Source organism: Limnoraphis robusta BA-68 BA1 (genome assembly GCF_034932365.1).
Classification (GTDB): domain Bacteria; phylum Cyanobacteriota; class Cyanobacteriia; order Cyanobacteriales; family Microcoleaceae; genus Capilliphycus; species Capilliphycus robustus.
In genome coordinates this window covers 45,167-61,328 of the sequence record NZ_JAYGHR010000063.1, presented here as the reverse complement: position 1 = coordinate 61,328, position 16,162 = coordinate 45,167, and the positions used below count along the sequence as shown (strand labels likewise).

The window sequence follows — 16,162 nt, the reverse complement described above, 5'->3', positions numbered from 1 at the left end:
ATAAGATAAATTTAACTATCCGGGTTGAATGACAATTTTGTGTAAGACGGGTTGCGGATCGTGATCAAACCGAGTGACGTACTCGACGCTCTGGAATTCATCGCTTGATCAGAGCCAATCGTAACATTCAACTGTACGATACAGTAATCCCATGAGATATTGATGGAACATCTTTACCTAAGCGTCCGATATTCATTGTGTCGTTTAAATATGCTCTAGTCCATGAATGGTTAACCCCCAAAGCAACGGGCGGCTCTGAACTGGTTGTGCGAGACATCCTCAAACACATTGATGCAGATCTGTACGCTCTGATTGATTTTGAGTCTACCAACCCGCAAAGTTACTTATTCAATCGTCAAATTGGCACAACATTTCTGCAACAGTTCCCCCTGGCTCGTAATGGCGTTCAGAAATATCTGCCGTTTCTGCCATTGGCGATTGAACAATTAGACTTGCGAGCCTATGATGTCATTTTATCCTCATCTCATGCGGTCGCTAAAGGCGTGTTAACCAGTCCTGACCAACTGCATATTTGCTATTGTCATACACCAATGCGCTATGCTTGGGACTTGACTTTTGACTACTTAAACAGCAGTCCGGCTGGTTGGGGGCTTCCTGGTGTGTTAACGCGGTACTTATTACATCGAATCCGCCAATGGGACGTACTATCAGCCAATCGAGTGGACTATTTTATCGCCAACTCAAAACATACACGGGAGCGAATCTGGCGTTGTTACCGACGACGCGCTAAAGTGATTTATCCACCTGTTGATCTTGATCGTTTTCAACTACAAACTGAAAAGCAAGACTATTATCTGACCGTTTGCCGTCTAGTGAGCTATAAAAAAATCTCATTAATCGTCAACGCCTTTAATCAACTCGGGCGTCCACTGGTGGTGATTGGTGCGGGTTCACAGTTGAGTCAAATCAAACAGATGGCCAAATCAAATGTACAGGTATTGGGTTGGCAACCCGATGAAGTGGTTCAACACTATATGGCACAAGCAAAAGCTTTTGTCTATATGGCTTGTGAAGATTTAGGAATGGCACTGATTGAGGCTCAAGCTTGTGGAACTCCCGTCATAGCTTATGGTGCAGGCGGAGCGCTCGAAACCGTGAGCGATATTCGTCTGTCACCCGACTCGGGAACGGGGCTGTTGTTTTCCCCTCAAACGGAGGCGGCTTTAATTGAAGCCGTACACACCTTTGAGCAACTCAGCAGCCAATTTCAGCCAGAAAAGATGCAATCCCATGTAGCTCAGTTTGACCAAAAACGGTTCGGGCGAGAATACCTGGAATTTGTGGAACGCTGTCAGAAAAAACAGTTTCCCTCCGAAAAATTTGGCTAAAATGCTTGCATGATTGCGGATTCTGTAGAAAGCAGAAAGAAGCATACATTCAAGGGTTATCCCGTTAGGGATGTTCGGGTACGCCCCCGAAATTTTATTGGATTTGAGACTTCCTTGCACCCTGATTTCTGAACAAGGTGTCTGGAAGCTTTATGATCAGGACTGTGTGTGGTGTGAATTGAAGGAGTAAGATGACTGCCAATAGCCAACTCATCTTCGGTAGGGGACTACGACGTGCGTTCACAAGGCGTAGTTTTGTCCCTCTAGTCCGGCAACAGCCGATACGAGGTTTATCTGTTCTACAGAACCTCAACGGAGAGTTTTTCAAGCGATCATTCGATATACTGTTTTCGCTATCGGTTCTGATCCTGTTTTCCCCAGTGTACTTGCTTCTGGCTCTGTTGATCTCGCTTAGTTCACCAGGGTCAGTGTTTTATGTGCAGCAACGAGTTGGCAAGAACCGCAAGCTTTTCGACTGCATCAAGTTCAGAACGATGGTCACAAATGCCGATGAAATGTTGACGCAAATGATGGAAACATCTCCCCACCTGCGTCAAGAATTTCAGGACAACTTTAAACTGAAACACGACCCCCGAATTACCTGGATTGGTCATTTCTTACGAGTGACGAGTCTCGATGAGTTTCCCCAGTTTTGGAATGTCCTCAAAGGGGATATGAGTGTTGTCGGGCCAAGACCTCTCGTCGCTGAAGAGTTACACAAGTACGGGCGTCACATGGATAAAATTTTAACGATTAAACCCGGAATTACTGGCTTGTGGCAAGTGTCTGGGCGCAATGATATTCCCTATCCTCGACGAGTTCAGATTGATTTGTATTACGTGAATTTCAAAAATTTCTGGACTGACCTGTGGATTATAATTAAGACCATCGGTGTTGTCATTTTTCCCAAAAATAATGGAGCTTACTAAAGGGTGACAAAGATTCATGATCAGTCAATGCCCTCGCTATAACTCCGGTTCAAGCGTTTCCTGACCTTGTGCAGTCGGTTTTGGGTTAAGGTAGAAATTGAATCAGCAGTGTTATCGGATAACAATAGCCCCTAGCCCCTGATGATCGAATCCCCAACTCAAAATTTGTGCAGCTTTCAATCCGTTGACTGGATTTCATCACAGGGGATATTTGGCTTTCGTTATCGATTGTTCGCTTGATTCTATCTGTACAATGCCGATTGCACTGATCAGGAACGGGTAAAGACAACAGATGCAAAGATCAAGGTTAACCTCGATCACATCGCCGTCAAAACCCGTTTTGGCAACATTGATTAGATTTAACTCAAAGAGAAGATTGAGATGACGGAATGCAAACGCGCCCTAATTACAGGAATTACGGGTCAAGATGGATCGTACTTGAGTGAACTTTTGCTTGAAAAAGACTATGAAGTTCACGGGATTATTCGCCGGAGTTCATGTTTTAATACAGACCGGATTGATCATATCTACAAAGACCCTCACAATGAAGAAGTTCGTCTGTTTCTCCATTATGGAGATCTCACAGACGGAACGACTCTACGTCGCATCTTAGAAGAAGTTAAACCGATTGAGATTTATAATCTCGGCGCTCAATCTCACGTTCGAGTCAGTTTTGACTCCCCTGAATATACCGTTGATGCGGTGGGCATGGGAACACTGCGGATTTTAGAAGCGATTCGCGACTATCAACATCGTACAGGGATTGAAGTTCGTTTTTACCAAGCGGGTTCTTCGGAGATGTTTGGAAAAGTCCAGGAAGTTCCCCAAAAGGAAACAACCCCCTTTTATCCCCGCAGTCCCTACGCCTGTGCTAAGGTTTATGCTCATTGGCAAACGGTTAATTATCGAGAATCCTACGATTTATTTGCCTGTAACGGCATTCTCTTTAACCATGAGAGTCCCCGACGCGGTGAGACATTTGTAACCCGCAAAATTACCCGTGCAGTGGCGAGAATTCTTAAGGGAGTACAAAAAGATGTTTACCTGGGAAATCTCGATTCTAAGCGGGATTGGGGCTATGCTAAAGACTATGTACGCGCCATGTGGTTGATGCTTCAGCAAGACAGTCCCGATGATTATGTCGTAGCCACGAATGAAACTCACTCCATTCGGGAATTTCTCGATATTGCTTTTGGCTATGTCAATTTAGATTGGCATGATTATGTCAAGTTTGATGAACGCTATCTCCGCCCGGCTGAGGTGGAATTGTTAATTGGTGATCCCAGCAAAGCGAAACAAAAAATGGGGTGGGAACCTTCGGTAACGTTTGATGAATTGGTGAAATTAATGGTGGATGCCGATATTCAAGCGTTGGAAAAATCTAAAAAGATCGCTCACGGTTTTGACTAATCGTTTTTAAATAATGAGGCATCATCCATGAATGCACTGGATTTACAGGATAAACGAATTGTTGTCACCGGAGGCGCAGGGTTTCTGGGGCGGCAAGTGGTGGATCAGTTACTCAAAGCAGGGGCGAATTTAGACAAAATCTTGATTCCGCGATCGCGAGAGTACAATCTTTGTAACTATGAAGCCTGTCAAAAGGTGGTTCAGGGTCAAGATATTATTATCCATTTGGCAGCTCACGTTGGGGGAATTGGTCTAAACCGGGAAAAACCAGCCGAACTGTTTTACGATAACTTGATGATGGGTACACAACTCATTCATTGTGCCTATGAAGCGGGTGTGGAAAAGTTTGTCTGTGTCGGGACAATTTGTGCTTATCCTAAATTCACCCCCGTACCGTTTAAAGAGGATGATCTGTGGATCGGTTATCCAGAAGAAACAAATGCTCCCTATGGCATTGCGAAGAAGGCTTTATTGGTACAACTTCAAGCCTATCGCCAACAGTATAATTTTAATGGCATCTACTTATTACCTGTCAATCTCTACGGCCCGGAGGATAATTTTGATCCGCGCAGTTCTCATGTGATTCCGGCTTTAATTCGTAAAGTTTATGAAGCTCAACAACGGGGGGACAAACAACTTCCGGTTTGGGGGGATGGCAGTCCCAGTCGTGAGTTTTTATATTCAACAGATGCGGCTCGGGGAATTGTCATGGCAACTCAATCTTACGATGAACCTGACCCTGTTAATTTAGGGACAAACCATGAAGTCAAAATTCGAGATTTAGTGGAAACCCTTTGTGAGTTAATGGGTTTTGAAGGGGAAATTGTCTGGGAAACCGATCAACCCAATGGTCAACCTCGTCGATGTTTGGATACACAACGAGCGAAAGAGAAGTTTGGGTTTGTTGCAGAAGTGGGTTTCAAAGAAGGGTTGAAAAATACCATTGAGTGGTATCGTCAACACGCTGAACCTGTTGCAGTATAAACCTCAATTAATCTTTTTTGAAAAATTCAGGTTGTTCGACGTAAGATAAGGCTCAAGTCTAAAATTTCTCTACCGATTTAAGGTTTTTTGGGTAGTGATTTTATATCATTTAGCTTTTCAGGGCGCACTCAAATCCATATCATTGATTTTTTCGTGTTCAAGAATTTTAACGTTAACTCAGTCACTACTTGAAATTAAAAATTGAGCCTTTCTTGCCCTTCTTGTAGTCTGAATGAGGGTAAATTTTCAACAATTCAAGTAAAAAAAAGCGAGTCTAAATAGCTAGATTTACCGAATCAATTTTGCAAGATACTAAGATAAATTAAACTTGGTTTTTTATCCTGTTCTGATTGCCAAGATCGATCAGAACTCTATCAATCGAAAGTGAAAAAAAAGTTGACTTCACTCACTAAAAATCAGCTTCGTCAGAAGATCCTGCAAGTTCGCCAGTCAATGTCAGCAGAAGATTGGCGAGAAAAGAGCGATCGCATTTGTTCTCATTTGCAAGCTTCACCCTTATTTGAACAAGCGAAAACAGTCTTAGCTTATGTGAGTTTTCGTCAAGAACCCGATTTGAGTCGTTTATTTGCAGAAACAAGCAAAGAAGGAAAAAAAATTTGGGGATTTCCACGATGTGTAGAAAAATCTCTAATTTGGCATCAATGGAAACCAGGAGAACTCCTGCAAACCGGGGCTTATGGGATTTGGGAACCCCACGCTGACTTACCGATCATTTCCCCTTTTGAAGTTGATTTAATTTTGGTTCCCTCGGTTGCTTGTGATCAGCGAGGCTATCGTTTAGGATACGGTGGAGGATATTATGATCGGATGTTGAGTTCTGCTGAATGGCAATTAACTCCCACCATCGCTATTCTGTTTGATTATGCCTATTTGACGGAGTTACCGATTGATGATTGGGATCAACCGTTACAGGGAATTTGTACCGAAGAAGGCTTAAGATTAACAGGGGAATGAACGGAAAATCAGCAAGATTCAATCAATTTTGGAATTATTTACTGCTCAGTGCGATCGCCTTTTTCATGTTATTTCCGCTTCTGTGGCTGCTCAGTACAGCATTTAAGTCGGGAAGCGAAAATATCTTTGAATTCCCGCCTCAGCTTTTACCGAGTCAACCCACGTTTGGTAATTTTATCAAAGTGTGGCAAACTAACCCGATGGGGCGGTATTTAGTCAACAGTCTGATCGTTGCGAGTCTCACAGTTGGGTTTAACCTGTTATTTTGTTCTCTGGCTGCTTATCCCCTAGCGAGACTGAATTTTCGGGGACGGGATGGAATTTTTACCGCTATCATTGCCACAATTATGATCCCGTTTCAAATTGTGATGATTCCCCTGTACGTTTTAACGGTGCAGTTAGGATTGAGAAATACTTATCTCGGCTTAATTTTTCCCAGTATTGCTTCGGCGTTTGGTATTTTTTTGCTCCGACAAGCGTTTCTGGGTGTACCCAAAGAACTCATTGAAGCCGCCCGGATCGATGGATGTTCTGAACTGGGAATTTGGTGGCATATCATGCTTCCAGCTATACGCCCTGCTTTAATGACCTTAGCGATTTTTGTGTTTATCGGGTCTTGGAGTGACTTTCTCTGGCCATTACTCATTTTAGACCAGCCCGAGTATTATACCCTGCCTTTAGGGGTGGCAAAATTAGCGGGAACGTTCTCTCTCGATTGGCGTTTAGTCGCCGCAGGTTCAGTGATTTCGATAGCACCCGTCCTGTTATTATTTCTGCTGCTACAGCACTATATTGTGCCGACAGATGCCGCAACAGGAGTCAAAGGATAAATCTAGCTTATCGAGCCGAAAAGACTCCCTTGGGGTAAGCAATGCGTTTGTGGTTGACTTGTTCCCAAACGCGCACAAAAACTTCAGCAATTTTTGCCATGTCCTCTCGGCTGAGTCCCGAGTCTACCAGTTGATGATCTTGCCATCTGGCCCGGAGAATTTTATTCACCATTTGTAGGGCTTCTTCGTGGGTGGCATCTTTGAGACTTCGCAATGCCGCCTCACAGGAATCTGCTAACATGACAATTCCGGTTTCTTTTGACTGAGGACTCGGCCCATCATAGCGGAAATCTTCTTCACGAACCACAATAGAAGGATCTTCTTTCGCTCGTTGTTGGGCTTGATAATAAAAATAGGCAATCAACATTTTACCCTGATGTTCAGGAATAAAAGCTTGAATAGCCTTCGGTAAACGACAACGACGTGCCATTGCTAGCCCTTCACTGACGTGTTTTTTGATAATTCTGGCACTTTCCCAAGGATCATTAATTTCATCATGTTTGTTCGGCCCACCCATCTGATTTTCAATAAATCCCAGGGGATCGTGCATTTTACCAATATCGTGATAGAGAGTTCCCGTTCTCACCAGTTCCACGTTACACCCTAAAGCTTGAGCGGCCGCTTCTGCCAACGTTGCCACAAACATCGTATGTTGAAACGTACCCGGAGCTTCCGTTGCCAAGCGCTTGAGTAAGGGTCGATTGGGGTTCGCCAGTTCCGCTAACCGAATGGGGGTAATCAAGTCAAAAACGTGTTCTAGATAGGGGCTTAATCCCAAAGCAACCACACTCCAAGCCAAGCCTTCGAGAACTTGTAAGACAAATTGCCGCAATAGAATAAACCAGATAGAACTTGCTGTTGTTCCCACGACCGTTAGGGTGACAATTAGATAAACCGTTCCCTGAGTCAGACCAACCGCCCCACCGAGTAGAGCGAGTTCCTCTCGCGATCGCAATTGTCCCGCCAACAAGCTTCCCAGAATGCCACCTGCTGCACTCGCTACGAGGGGAATCATCTCCACGTCCAGACCAATCGGGATCAGCGTCGAGAGCAAACCAATCACGGTAGCACCCATTGCTGACCCGTAGAAGCTACCCGCCAGTAAACCCACTGCGGGTAAACCCGTCGAAGGAACTTTTAACAGCACTAACAGGGGTGTACTCAAAGTCAGCAGCAAGAGTAACAAATAGTCTCTGTGGCGTAGACTCGGACGGAACCGCCCACCGACAAACAGAACGACGACCACAGCCCCACTCACCAGAGTTGTAAATCCCAGTAAACCTTTCCAATTGATGCCGCGTTCACTCTTGTTGAAATGATCGAGCATCACGAACTCACGTTGAGTGATTTTCTCTCCCTGACGAACTATCACATCTCCTCGACTGATCGTCACAACCACCGGATCGACACTTTGAGCCGCCAGTTCAGCCCTGGTGCGAGTCCCTTCTCGATCTTCGATCAGATTGGTTCGCAAAGCGCTCGTCAGCAACTTAGCCGCAAAATATTGTGATTCCTCCGGTACGGCCGTTTCGAGCTGAATCTTCACGGCTTGTTCTAAAATCTCGCTCGGTAATCCGGGGGCAATACCCTGACTGAGCATTTCCTTGGCGACTTGTAAAATACCCACTTGAGTTTGTTGCCAAGTCAGATCAGACCAATCCAGCAAAGACTGATTGTAGAAATTGGTGGTATCGGAAGGAAACTGTTTGGAAAAAGTCGCATAAGCCTTCGCATATCGCTTACGAGCCGCAGAGATTTGAACGACTAAGGCTGCAAACTCTTGGGGAGAAGCCTGTTTTGCATAGCCTCTGAGTTGGGAGAATGCTTTCCACCTCAGTTGATTGAGAGTTTGTTGTTGAGCCGATGAAAATTTCCCGCCATTGATCGATAAACTGCCAGAGGTATTCAGATTGAGTTGCGGTTGAACGGTGGTTTGTTCAACTTGAGCCAGTAAATCTTTCCACTGCCACTCCGGAATTCTACGGAGATAGGATTGGGCATCCGTAGATAAAATCCCGGAATCGACAAAGGGAAAGGGTTGTGCTATCTCTCTGACAATGTTACCCTCCTCTAGCACGGTTTCAATTCGATGATTAATTTCTTCGTTGACCACAGAATTTAGCACCAAAACAGGCACAACCCCATAAAGTGCTTCTTTGCGTCTTTCCTCTGTGGTTCTTGTATCGGTAACGGTGGCATCTGTTGGCGCTAGGATCGTCTCGGGAGCTTCTCGGCCAACGGCGAGTTTAGGTTGGTTGTAGAAGCGAACTCCCATCACTCCCGTTAAGGAAACAATGGCAAGAAAAAGTAGCACTGGAGAACTGGCTTGAGGTGATTTGAGAACCTTGCGCTTGAGAGGATTGACAGAGTTCTTCAAGCCTTGAGATTCGTCCTCTGACGAGCGGGGTAAGGGGTGCTTCGAGGGTTCTGAATTGCTTGGATCAGCCTGAGTCCCATTGACTCGCAACAACGAGCTGTTAGTGCGGCTACGAAGCCGTTCAATCTGCCGTGTGATTAACTGGAACGTGTTCATCTATATCGAAGCTAGATTCTACAGTGCAGCCGTGTCATATTAATTCTAGAGTACAGATTTCTGATTTTGGGATGCGATCTCCCCGTACAAAAACCCAACAATATAGCTAGAATATCCCACCACTCTCCCAAGGGTAAAAACTCACACCTCAATTAACTGGATCTTCTGGGCTGGGGTTTCACGACTGCCTTGAACGAATCCCATTCGGTGCTGACACAACGAGGGTCGGATGAGTCTCGAACAAGGGATTTGCTGTATTATAACTCCCAGACCAAACAGCGAATAGTTCAGTTGCTCGTTGAAGACTTTCTCCGACAAACAGCATTTCTTGGGTCGTCTGGGGTTCTGCCGAAATCGCTTGTGAAGATGAAGCTGTCCTTTTGAGTTGCAGTTGCCAGGAGACAGGAAAGCTAGAAAAACCGTTATGAGCGCCGGATAAAGCTCCTGTGATTGTACTCACCATTGGCATCGTTAAACCCGTCTGAGCTGCCCGCAACACCGAGATCGCTGGATCTTGGGGTGTACTGACAAAGCAGTAAAATGCAACTGCTATGGAGGTTGTACTTTTTAAATCTGCTGATATCTGATCAGTTTTGTCACCTAGATCAAGTTCACTGGAACTTTGAAGCAACCGCTCTCGGACTGTTTCTAAACTGACTCTTTGTTCGGTTAAAGTCTGAACCTGTTGCAACTGCTGATGTAAAATCAGCCCAGGATCTAGATGCTTAAGGATCTGCCCAATCAAAGTTCCCGGATCGAGTTCTTCCCTTAATGCCAAACTGATAGCATAGCTAACAGCCAATACAGCTTGTTCTAAAGCCAAGGAGGGAGACGGATTTTGCCAAATTTGTATTCCTTGCTGAAGTTGCTGTAGAAGTTGATCGGGTTGATCATGAAAAAATAGAGCGATTGGTACTGTGGCTACAGTGACTTCAGCCAGAGAACAACCGCCACGACTATCCGGTTGGACATCTAAACCCCTCCTGTTCGGTTCTCTAACCCTGGTGTGTGCTTGTTGTTTTCTTTCTAAGTCTTGCTGCTGCCATTGCTGCCAAGTTTCATCCCAATCGACTCGTTGTAAACCCTGGCATCGAATCAGGCTCTGAGTCATCTGAGTTACTAAATTCTCCTCATCGGTTGAAGTCGATTTTTCTTCCTCCCCGTTAGGTTGACACCACTTCAATCGATACTGGTTTAAGTTTAGCAAAGTTTTGGGCAACTGAAACGCTTCTCGCGCTGAAGAACCCGATGGTGAAATCGGTTTTTTCTGAGATCTTGTTAGTCTACTGCCAAACGATACCCCTGCCAGTGTTCCCTGAAACCGACTGAGCAATGAGTCTCGCATAGATCAATTCCCTTGATTAAGTCTCATTTTCAGAGGACAAGTTAGGATGGGCTTGCATCGTTGTTTGACTGAGATATCGGACCAGAGCTTGCAGTCCTAGAAGATAACTGTCCGACCCAAATCCACTAATTTGTCCTAAAACCACAGGTGCAATATAGGAATGATGCCGGAACGTTTCGCGGCGATAAATATTACTCAAATGTACCTCTACCGTCGCGAGTCCCACTGCTGCGATAGCATCTCGAATCGCAATACTGGTATGGGTATAAGCACCTGCATTAATAATTAAGCCCTGGTGTTCGTCTCTTGCTGAATGAATAGCGTCCACCAAGATCCCTTCGTGATTGGACTGCAAAAACGATAGTGTAAATTGATGTAACTGCGCTTCTTGTTGCAAGCGTTGGTTAATCTCTGCTAACGTTGCTGTTCCATAAATCCCCGGTTCTCGCTGACCCAAAAGGTTTAGGTTGGGGCCGTGCAGCACTAAAATACTCGGCAATTTTGAAACTTCCTGCAAAAGCTTAAATCCTAAGACTTGCGACGGCGGCGTTGAAGGTCATCAACTGGAATGGGGATGGGTTCGACTTCTGGCTGAGTTTGGGGGCCTAATAACGCTTCTATCAATTCGCGCGCCCACTCTTTCAGTTTTTCCAGCACTTTTTCAATGTATTCCATTGCAAAAATGGCTCCTTGCTGTACACCGACTACAACTTGACTGATGGAGTTACTTCCAGCTTAGACAGGCATTACTACTCCGTCAGTGAGTCTAATAACCTGCATAAACTTGACAACCTAGACGTAGAATAGATCAACCTATCCTAGATCGTTTAAGAATTTGTATTATTCTTATCATAACGAATCTTCACAGATTTGTGCAAGATCAACCATTAAGCAGTTGACTATTTTCCGGATCTAGACTGAAGCTGACGCCGCAGCAAATCGAGGGCAGAACAAGCACTCACCCGTTGAATCCATTCGCGATCGCGCAAACTTCCAAATAAAAACTTGAAACTCTGTGCTTGTCCCTCTGACCCCGCTAAACCGATATACACCAGTCCGACAGGCTTTGTTTCCGTACCGCCATCTGGCCCGGCAATTCCGGTAATACTCAAACCCCAAGTGGTATTTAACTGCGATCGCACGCCCAGGGCCATTTGTTCAGCGACAATCTCACTCACCGCTCCCCATTGTTCAATATCTTGAGGATTGACGCCCAGTAAAGCGGTTTTTACTGCATTATCGTAGGCAATAATCCCACCGCGAAAATAGCTCGAACTCCCCGGAACCCTGGTAATCATCTGACCCAAACCGCCACCAGTACAAGATTCCGCGACGGCTAAGGTTGAATTATTTTTTTGTAACAGTTGACCGACCACTGAGGCTAGAGTATCAGAATCACGGCCATAACAGTCTATACCCGCAATCTCTTTAAGTTGCTGTTCAATCGGAGTAATAAGCTGTTCAGCCGCTTCTAGAGACTCAGCCTGAGCGGAAATTCTTAGCTTAACTTCCCCATAATTGGCATAGGGTGCAACCGTTGGATTGGTTAAATTGAGGTAGGAAGACACTTTTTCCGCCAAAGCCGACTCAGCAATCCCCCAAAATCTTAACGTGTGACTGCGAATTATCCCCTGACACCATCCCTGACTTTGTAGATAGGGAACGGCGATTTCATGCCACATTTGCTTCATTTCCGTCGGAACACCCGGAAACGTTAAAATTGTCAGTTTGTCAGAGCGGGGTTGCCAAATAATCCCCGGAGCGCTACCAATGGAATTGGTAAGAATCTCTGCCCCTTGAGGAATTAAAGCCTGCTTGCGATTACTGGGTGACATGGTTCGTCCCCGTTGAGCAAACTTTTGTTGAATATCTTCGATAATTTCAGGTCGTTCGATCAGGGGAACCCCAAAAAAATCCGCTATCGTTTCGACGGTGAGATCATCGGGAGTCGGCCCTAAGCCCCCTGTAAAAATCAGCAGTTGAGAGCGTTGTGAGGCGATCTCAATCACTTGTTTTAGACGTTCTCGGTTATCGCCAACAACGGTTTGATAATAATGAGCAATTCCCAGTTCAGCCAATTGTTGACCCAGAAACTGAGCATTACTGTTGAGAATATCACCGAGTAGAAGTTCCGTACCGACACAAATAATTTCAGCAGTCATTCCCTAACCCTTTTACAGTGATCAGTTATCAGTGACCAGTTATCAGGGAATAGTTAGCAGTTTCTCCCCTGCTTCCCCATTCCCTACTCCCTACTCCCTATTCCCTGTTGCTAGATTGCCTATTCTTCCCTGTCCCCTATTGCTAGATTGCCTATTGCTAGATTGCCTGTTACCTTACTTCGCGTGTTTTAACGCTTTCCAACTGGTATATCCCAGTAAGCCTGTTGCCCCGAGCGCGTAGGCTAAACCACTGGGAAGGCCCGAAAAAGCCAAAGCTAAACTTCCCACCCACAAGGTTAAAGAGTAGATAAATAAAACGGCTAAACGTTGGGATAATCCCGCTTGTAGGAGTCTGTGATGTAAATGGCGTTTATCGGCGATAAAGGGCGATTTACCATGACGCAACCGATCCAAAATGACGGCAGACATATCTAAAATCGGCACGGCTAAAATAATGTAGGGCAGTAAAACCGAAGTGACAACGGTGCTTTTGACGAAGCCAATCACTCCAACAGCCGCTAAGGTAAAGCCCAGAAAATAAGACCCGCCATCGCCCATAAAAATTTGAGCGGGGTTAAAGTTATAACGCAAGAATCCTAACGAACCTCCAGCTAAAGCTGCCGCAATTAAAGCAGCCGCAGGTTGACCCATTTGTAAGCTGACGACTAGCATCACAGCCGCCGCAATTCCCGAGACTCCGGCTGCCAAACCGTCGAGGCCATCAATCCAGTTAATGGCATTTGCCATTCCGACCAGCCAAATCACGGTAATCGGCAGACTCAGCCAACCCATATGAACTAATCCGACAAATGGAATCGTTAGAAATTCAATGTTGACTCCCACCATCCAAGCTAGACTTGCGACGGTGATTTGCAGCAGCAGGCGAGTCAGAGGGGAAAGGCTAAACAGATCATCTGCTAAACCAATCAGAAAGAAGGCTAAACCGCCAACTGTAACCCCCCAAATTTCATATTCTTGTTGTACGCCTAAAGGTTGGCCGTTGGCATCAATAAAGCCTCCCGACCACCAAACCACTAGCAAACCGACTAGGGTGCCGAGGTAGATGGATATTCCGCCTAAACGGACGATAGGGCCTTTGTGGACTTTGCGATCGCTGGGCAGATCGACACGTCCACTTTTGAGGCCGATGCTTTTGACGACGGGTGTCGTTGCGAGTACAACCAGTGCAGAAACGATAAAGACAAGCAGATGATACAGATGGAGAGGCATCTGAAGTTATGGGGGTGCAAGACATTGACTCTTGAAAAACCGAACTCACTACAGAGGTGATCAGTACCGCTCTTGACGGATGAACTGATGAAATTGCCCTGTCAAGGATTGAGTCGTGATTTTTCAAATTGACTTTAAAAAATAAAGCGTCAGGCAGAGTCTACTACATTTCTGTTCGTTTCTACCAGAGAAGTCTAAAAAGCCAGGGAATAGGGAGACAGTGACCAGTTATAGCGCTACGCGCTAGGCAAAAGGCAACAGGCAAGAGGCAAAAGTGCCAGCAGAAAATATTTTCAGCATTTACCAATGTCCTAACCGTTATGCGTAGTGCTATATCAGTTATCAGTGAACAGGTGTCAGGTGTCAGGTGTCAAGTGCCAGGTGAGATCATCACTGTTAACTGAAAAAAACTGGTCACTCTCTTACTAACTTCGCTCTCGGCGGAAACCGCCGGGTCGCAAGTTTGCGCTGGTTACTGTTCACTGGTCACTGGTTACTGGTCACTGGTCACTGGTTACTGTTCACTGGTCACTGTAAAAGGGCGGGGACTTTAACGGTGAGATGGGGATAAAGGGGAAAACGTTCACAGAGGGACTGTACCCGTTGACGACAGCGATGAGCGATCGCAGCATCTTCGGGGTTCGTCAGTCGATCTGCGATGATCTCGCCGATTTCGGTAAATTCTGGGGTTCCCATTCCTCGGGTTGTCATAGCCGGAGATCCGAGTCGTAAACCACTGGTGACAAAGGGAGACTCGGGATCGAAGGGGACGGTATTTTTGTTGGCGGTAATATTGATTTCACTGACGAGTTGATCAGCTTGCTTTCCGGTTATTCCAACTGAACGCAAGTCAACCAACATCAGGTGATTATCGGTGCCGCCTGAGACGATTTTTAAGCCTCGCTTCTCTAACTGAGTGGCTAGGGCTTGAGCATTTTCAATTACTTGTCCAGAATAAGCTTTAAACTCGGGTTTGAGTGCTTCTCCAAAGGCGACGGCTTTTCCTGCAATAACGTGTTCGAGGGGGCCGCCTTGAGTGCCGGGGAAAACGGCTTTATCGAATTTTTTACCGAGTTCGGGATCACGGGTGAGAATTAAACCGCCCCGAGGCCCCCGAAGGGTTTTGTGGGTGGTGGTTGTGACGACATCGCAGTAAGAGATCGGACTGGGATGATGTCCGGTTGCGACTAAACCTGCAATATGAGCAATATCGGCGAGTAAATAGGCTCCCACTTCGTCGGCGATCGCTCTAAATTTGTCAAACTCGATTATGCGAGAATAGGCTGAATAGCCACAAACAATTAATTTGGGTTGATGCTGTTTGGCGAGTTCGAGTATTTGGTCATAGTCGAGGCGTTCGGTTTCTGGACTGACTCCATAATGGCAGGCTTTGAACCATTTCCCGGAGACGTTGACGGGGGAACCGTGAGTCAGATGTCCGCCATGAGATAAGTCCATTCCCATGATCGTATCACCGGGTTCTAGCAAGGCTAAAAAGACCGCAAAGTTAGCCTGAGCGCCGGAATGGGGTTGAACATTGGCATGAGCGGCACCGAAGAGTTCTTTTGCTCGATCAATTGCCAATTGTTCGATTGTGTCTATAAATTCACAACCGCCATAGTAGCGTTTTTTGGGTAATCCTTCTGCATATTTGTTCGTCAGAACTGAACCTTGAGCCGCCATGACTGCGGCGCTGGTAAAGTTCTCACTGGCAATTAATTCTAAGTGATCTCGCTGACGTTGCAGTTCGTGTTGAATCCCTTCGGCGACGAGTGGATCGGTTTGGGCTAAGATGTCTAGGTTAGTATCGCTCACAGTAGCATTCCTCAGATTGCAGATCTGGAATTCAAGACCGACTCGGATCGACAAGATCTGAGTAATTTCAAAATGGGTAAATCTTTTAAGGTTCTATTACCCATTGAGCTATCCTCAGACGCCAATTCGTTAGTCCCTGAACCTAAAGATCATAACCCTGTTTGCTCAATTGTTCTAGGAGAGAATTTCTTGACAGAAATGTTAAGTTGTGATCCAATCGCTTAATCTCCCTGTAGTCTTGGAATACAATTGGAAGGGCAAAGACGGAAACTGTCGGAGGGATGTAATGCTAGTGATTTTGATGGAGAACCAACTTCTCGAACCTGTGCGAGTTTGTCAAGGTTGTCCGCTTTCTGATCGCAGTGGTCAGCCTCGCTGGAGAGGGGGACAACTCAGTTGTGGTCATCCGGTTCGTCAAACGACAGAAAACCTCCCGAGCCAATATGAATGTCAGATGGGTTTTAGAATTGCCAATATTCAATAGACGCTCAACGACAGCGACTCTGTGTTGAAAACAATCTTGTTGTGATCAAGTCCTGAAGAATCTTTAGCCTCTGCGCTATCCTGAGTTTAGAGGTAATTTAATGGTTGATCAACAAC

14 protein-coding genes are annotated in these 16,162 nt (G+C 45.7%); 7 read left to right on the top strand and 7 right to left on the bottom strand.

Translation table 11 applies throughout. The annotated features are described in order from the left end of the window. The first annotated feature begins 197 nt into the window (after window positions 1-197). The 6 genes from VB836_RS15565 (at window position 198) to VB836_RS15540 (ending at window position 6,477) form a co-directional block, all read left to right on the top strand. Window positions 198-1,349, top strand: a complete 1,152-nt coding sequence (locus tag VB836_RS15565) for a glycosyltransferase (RefSeq protein ID WP_046280687.1) — start codon at window positions 198-200, stop codon at window positions 1,347-1,349. 191 nt (window positions 1,350-1,540) lie between these two features. Then, window positions 1,541-2,278: a sugar transferase gene (locus tag VB836_RS15560; protein ID WP_046280688.1), complete on the top strand. Its 738-nt coding sequence runs from the start codon at window positions 1,541-1,543 to the stop codon at window positions 2,276-2,278. Between the two features lie 381 nt (window positions 2,279-2,659). Then, complete coding sequence (gene gmd, locus VB836_RS15555; protein ID WP_323220456.1) at window positions 2,660-3,688, top strand: GDP-mannose 4,6-dehydratase; 1,029 nt, start codon at window positions 2,660-2,662, stop codon at window positions 3,686-3,688. Window positions 3,689-3,715: 27 nt separating this feature from the next. Next, window positions 3,716-4,672, top strand: coding sequence for a GDP-L-fucose synthase family protein (locus VB836_RS15550; protein ID WP_046282172.1), 957 nt, complete (start codon window positions 3,716-3,718; stop codon window positions 4,670-4,672). A 453-nt stretch (window positions 4,673-5,125) separates the two neighbouring features. Continuing rightward, on the top strand, window positions 5,126-5,647 hold the full coding sequence (locus VB836_RS15545; protein ID WP_323220571.1) for a 5-formyltetrahydrofolate cyclo-ligase: 522 nt from the start codon (window positions 5,126-5,128) through the stop codon (window positions 5,645-5,647). Beyond that, window positions 5,644-6,477, top strand: coding sequence for a carbohydrate ABC transporter permease (locus tag VB836_RS15540; RefSeq protein WP_323220452.1), 834 nt, complete (start codon window positions 5,644-5,646; stop codon window positions 6,475-6,477). The genes VB836_RS15545 and VB836_RS15540 overlap by 4 nt, the downstream gene beginning before the upstream one ends. Window positions 6,478-6,484: 7 nt before the next feature. Here the strand turns inward: VB836_RS15540 and VB836_RS15535 are convergent, their stop codons facing one another. The 7 genes from VB836_RS15535 to glyA form a co-directional block, all read right to left on the bottom strand. Beyond that, window positions 6,485-9,010, bottom strand: a complete 2,526-nt coding sequence (locus VB836_RS15535; RefSeq protein ID WP_323220450.1) for an HD family phosphohydrolase — start codon at window positions 9,008-9,010, stop codon at window positions 6,485-6,487. A 178-nt stretch (window positions 9,011-9,188) separates the two neighbouring features. Then, window positions 9,189-10,355: an ADP-ribosylglycohydrolase family protein gene (locus tag VB836_RS15530; protein WP_323220448.1), complete on the bottom strand. Its 1,167-nt coding sequence runs from the start codon at window positions 10,353-10,355 to the stop codon at window positions 9,189-9,191. A gap of 16 nt (window positions 10,356-10,371) precedes the next feature. After that, complete coding sequence (gene aroQ / locus VB836_RS15525; RefSeq protein WP_046281473.1) at window positions 10,372-10,872, bottom strand: type II 3-dehydroquinate dehydratase; 501 nt, start codon at window positions 10,870-10,872, stop codon at window positions 10,372-10,374. 11 nt (window positions 10,873-10,883) lie between these two features. Continuing rightward, window positions 10,884-11,030, bottom strand: coding sequence for a hypothetical protein (locus VB836_RS15520; RefSeq protein ID WP_323220446.1), 147 nt, complete (start codon window positions 11,028-11,030; stop codon window positions 10,884-10,886). Between the two features lie 224 nt (window positions 11,031-11,254). Then, on the bottom strand, window positions 11,255-12,517 hold the full coding sequence (locus VB836_RS15515; protein ID WP_323220444.1) for a competence/damage-inducible protein A: 1,263 nt from the start codon (window positions 12,515-12,517) through the stop codon (window positions 11,255-11,257). A 174-nt stretch (window positions 12,518-12,691) separates the two neighbouring features. Next, window positions 12,692-13,747, bottom strand: coding sequence for an undecaprenyl-phosphate alpha-N-acetylglucosaminyl 1-phosphate transferase (locus VB836_RS15510; protein WP_046281471.1), 1,056 nt, complete (start codon window positions 13,745-13,747; stop codon window positions 12,692-12,694). 528 nt (window positions 13,748-14,275) lie between these two features. Continuing rightward, window positions 14,276-15,562 (bottom strand): serine hydroxymethyltransferase, encoded by a 1,287-nt coding sequence (gene glyA, locus VB836_RS15505; protein ID WP_323220442.1) that lies wholly within the window; start codon window positions 15,560-15,562, stop codon window positions 14,276-14,278. Window positions 15,563-15,848: 286 nt separating this feature from the next. Here glyA and VB836_RS15500 point away from each other — a divergent pair, with 286 nt between their 5' ends. Continuing rightward, window positions 15,849-16,046 carry a hypothetical protein gene (locus VB836_RS15500; RefSeq protein WP_046281469.1) on the top strand — a complete coding sequence of 66 codons (198 nt, stop codon included), beginning with the start codon at window positions 15,849-15,851 and terminating at the stop codon, window positions 16,044-16,046. Window positions 16,047-16,162 lie beyond the last annotated feature (116 nt).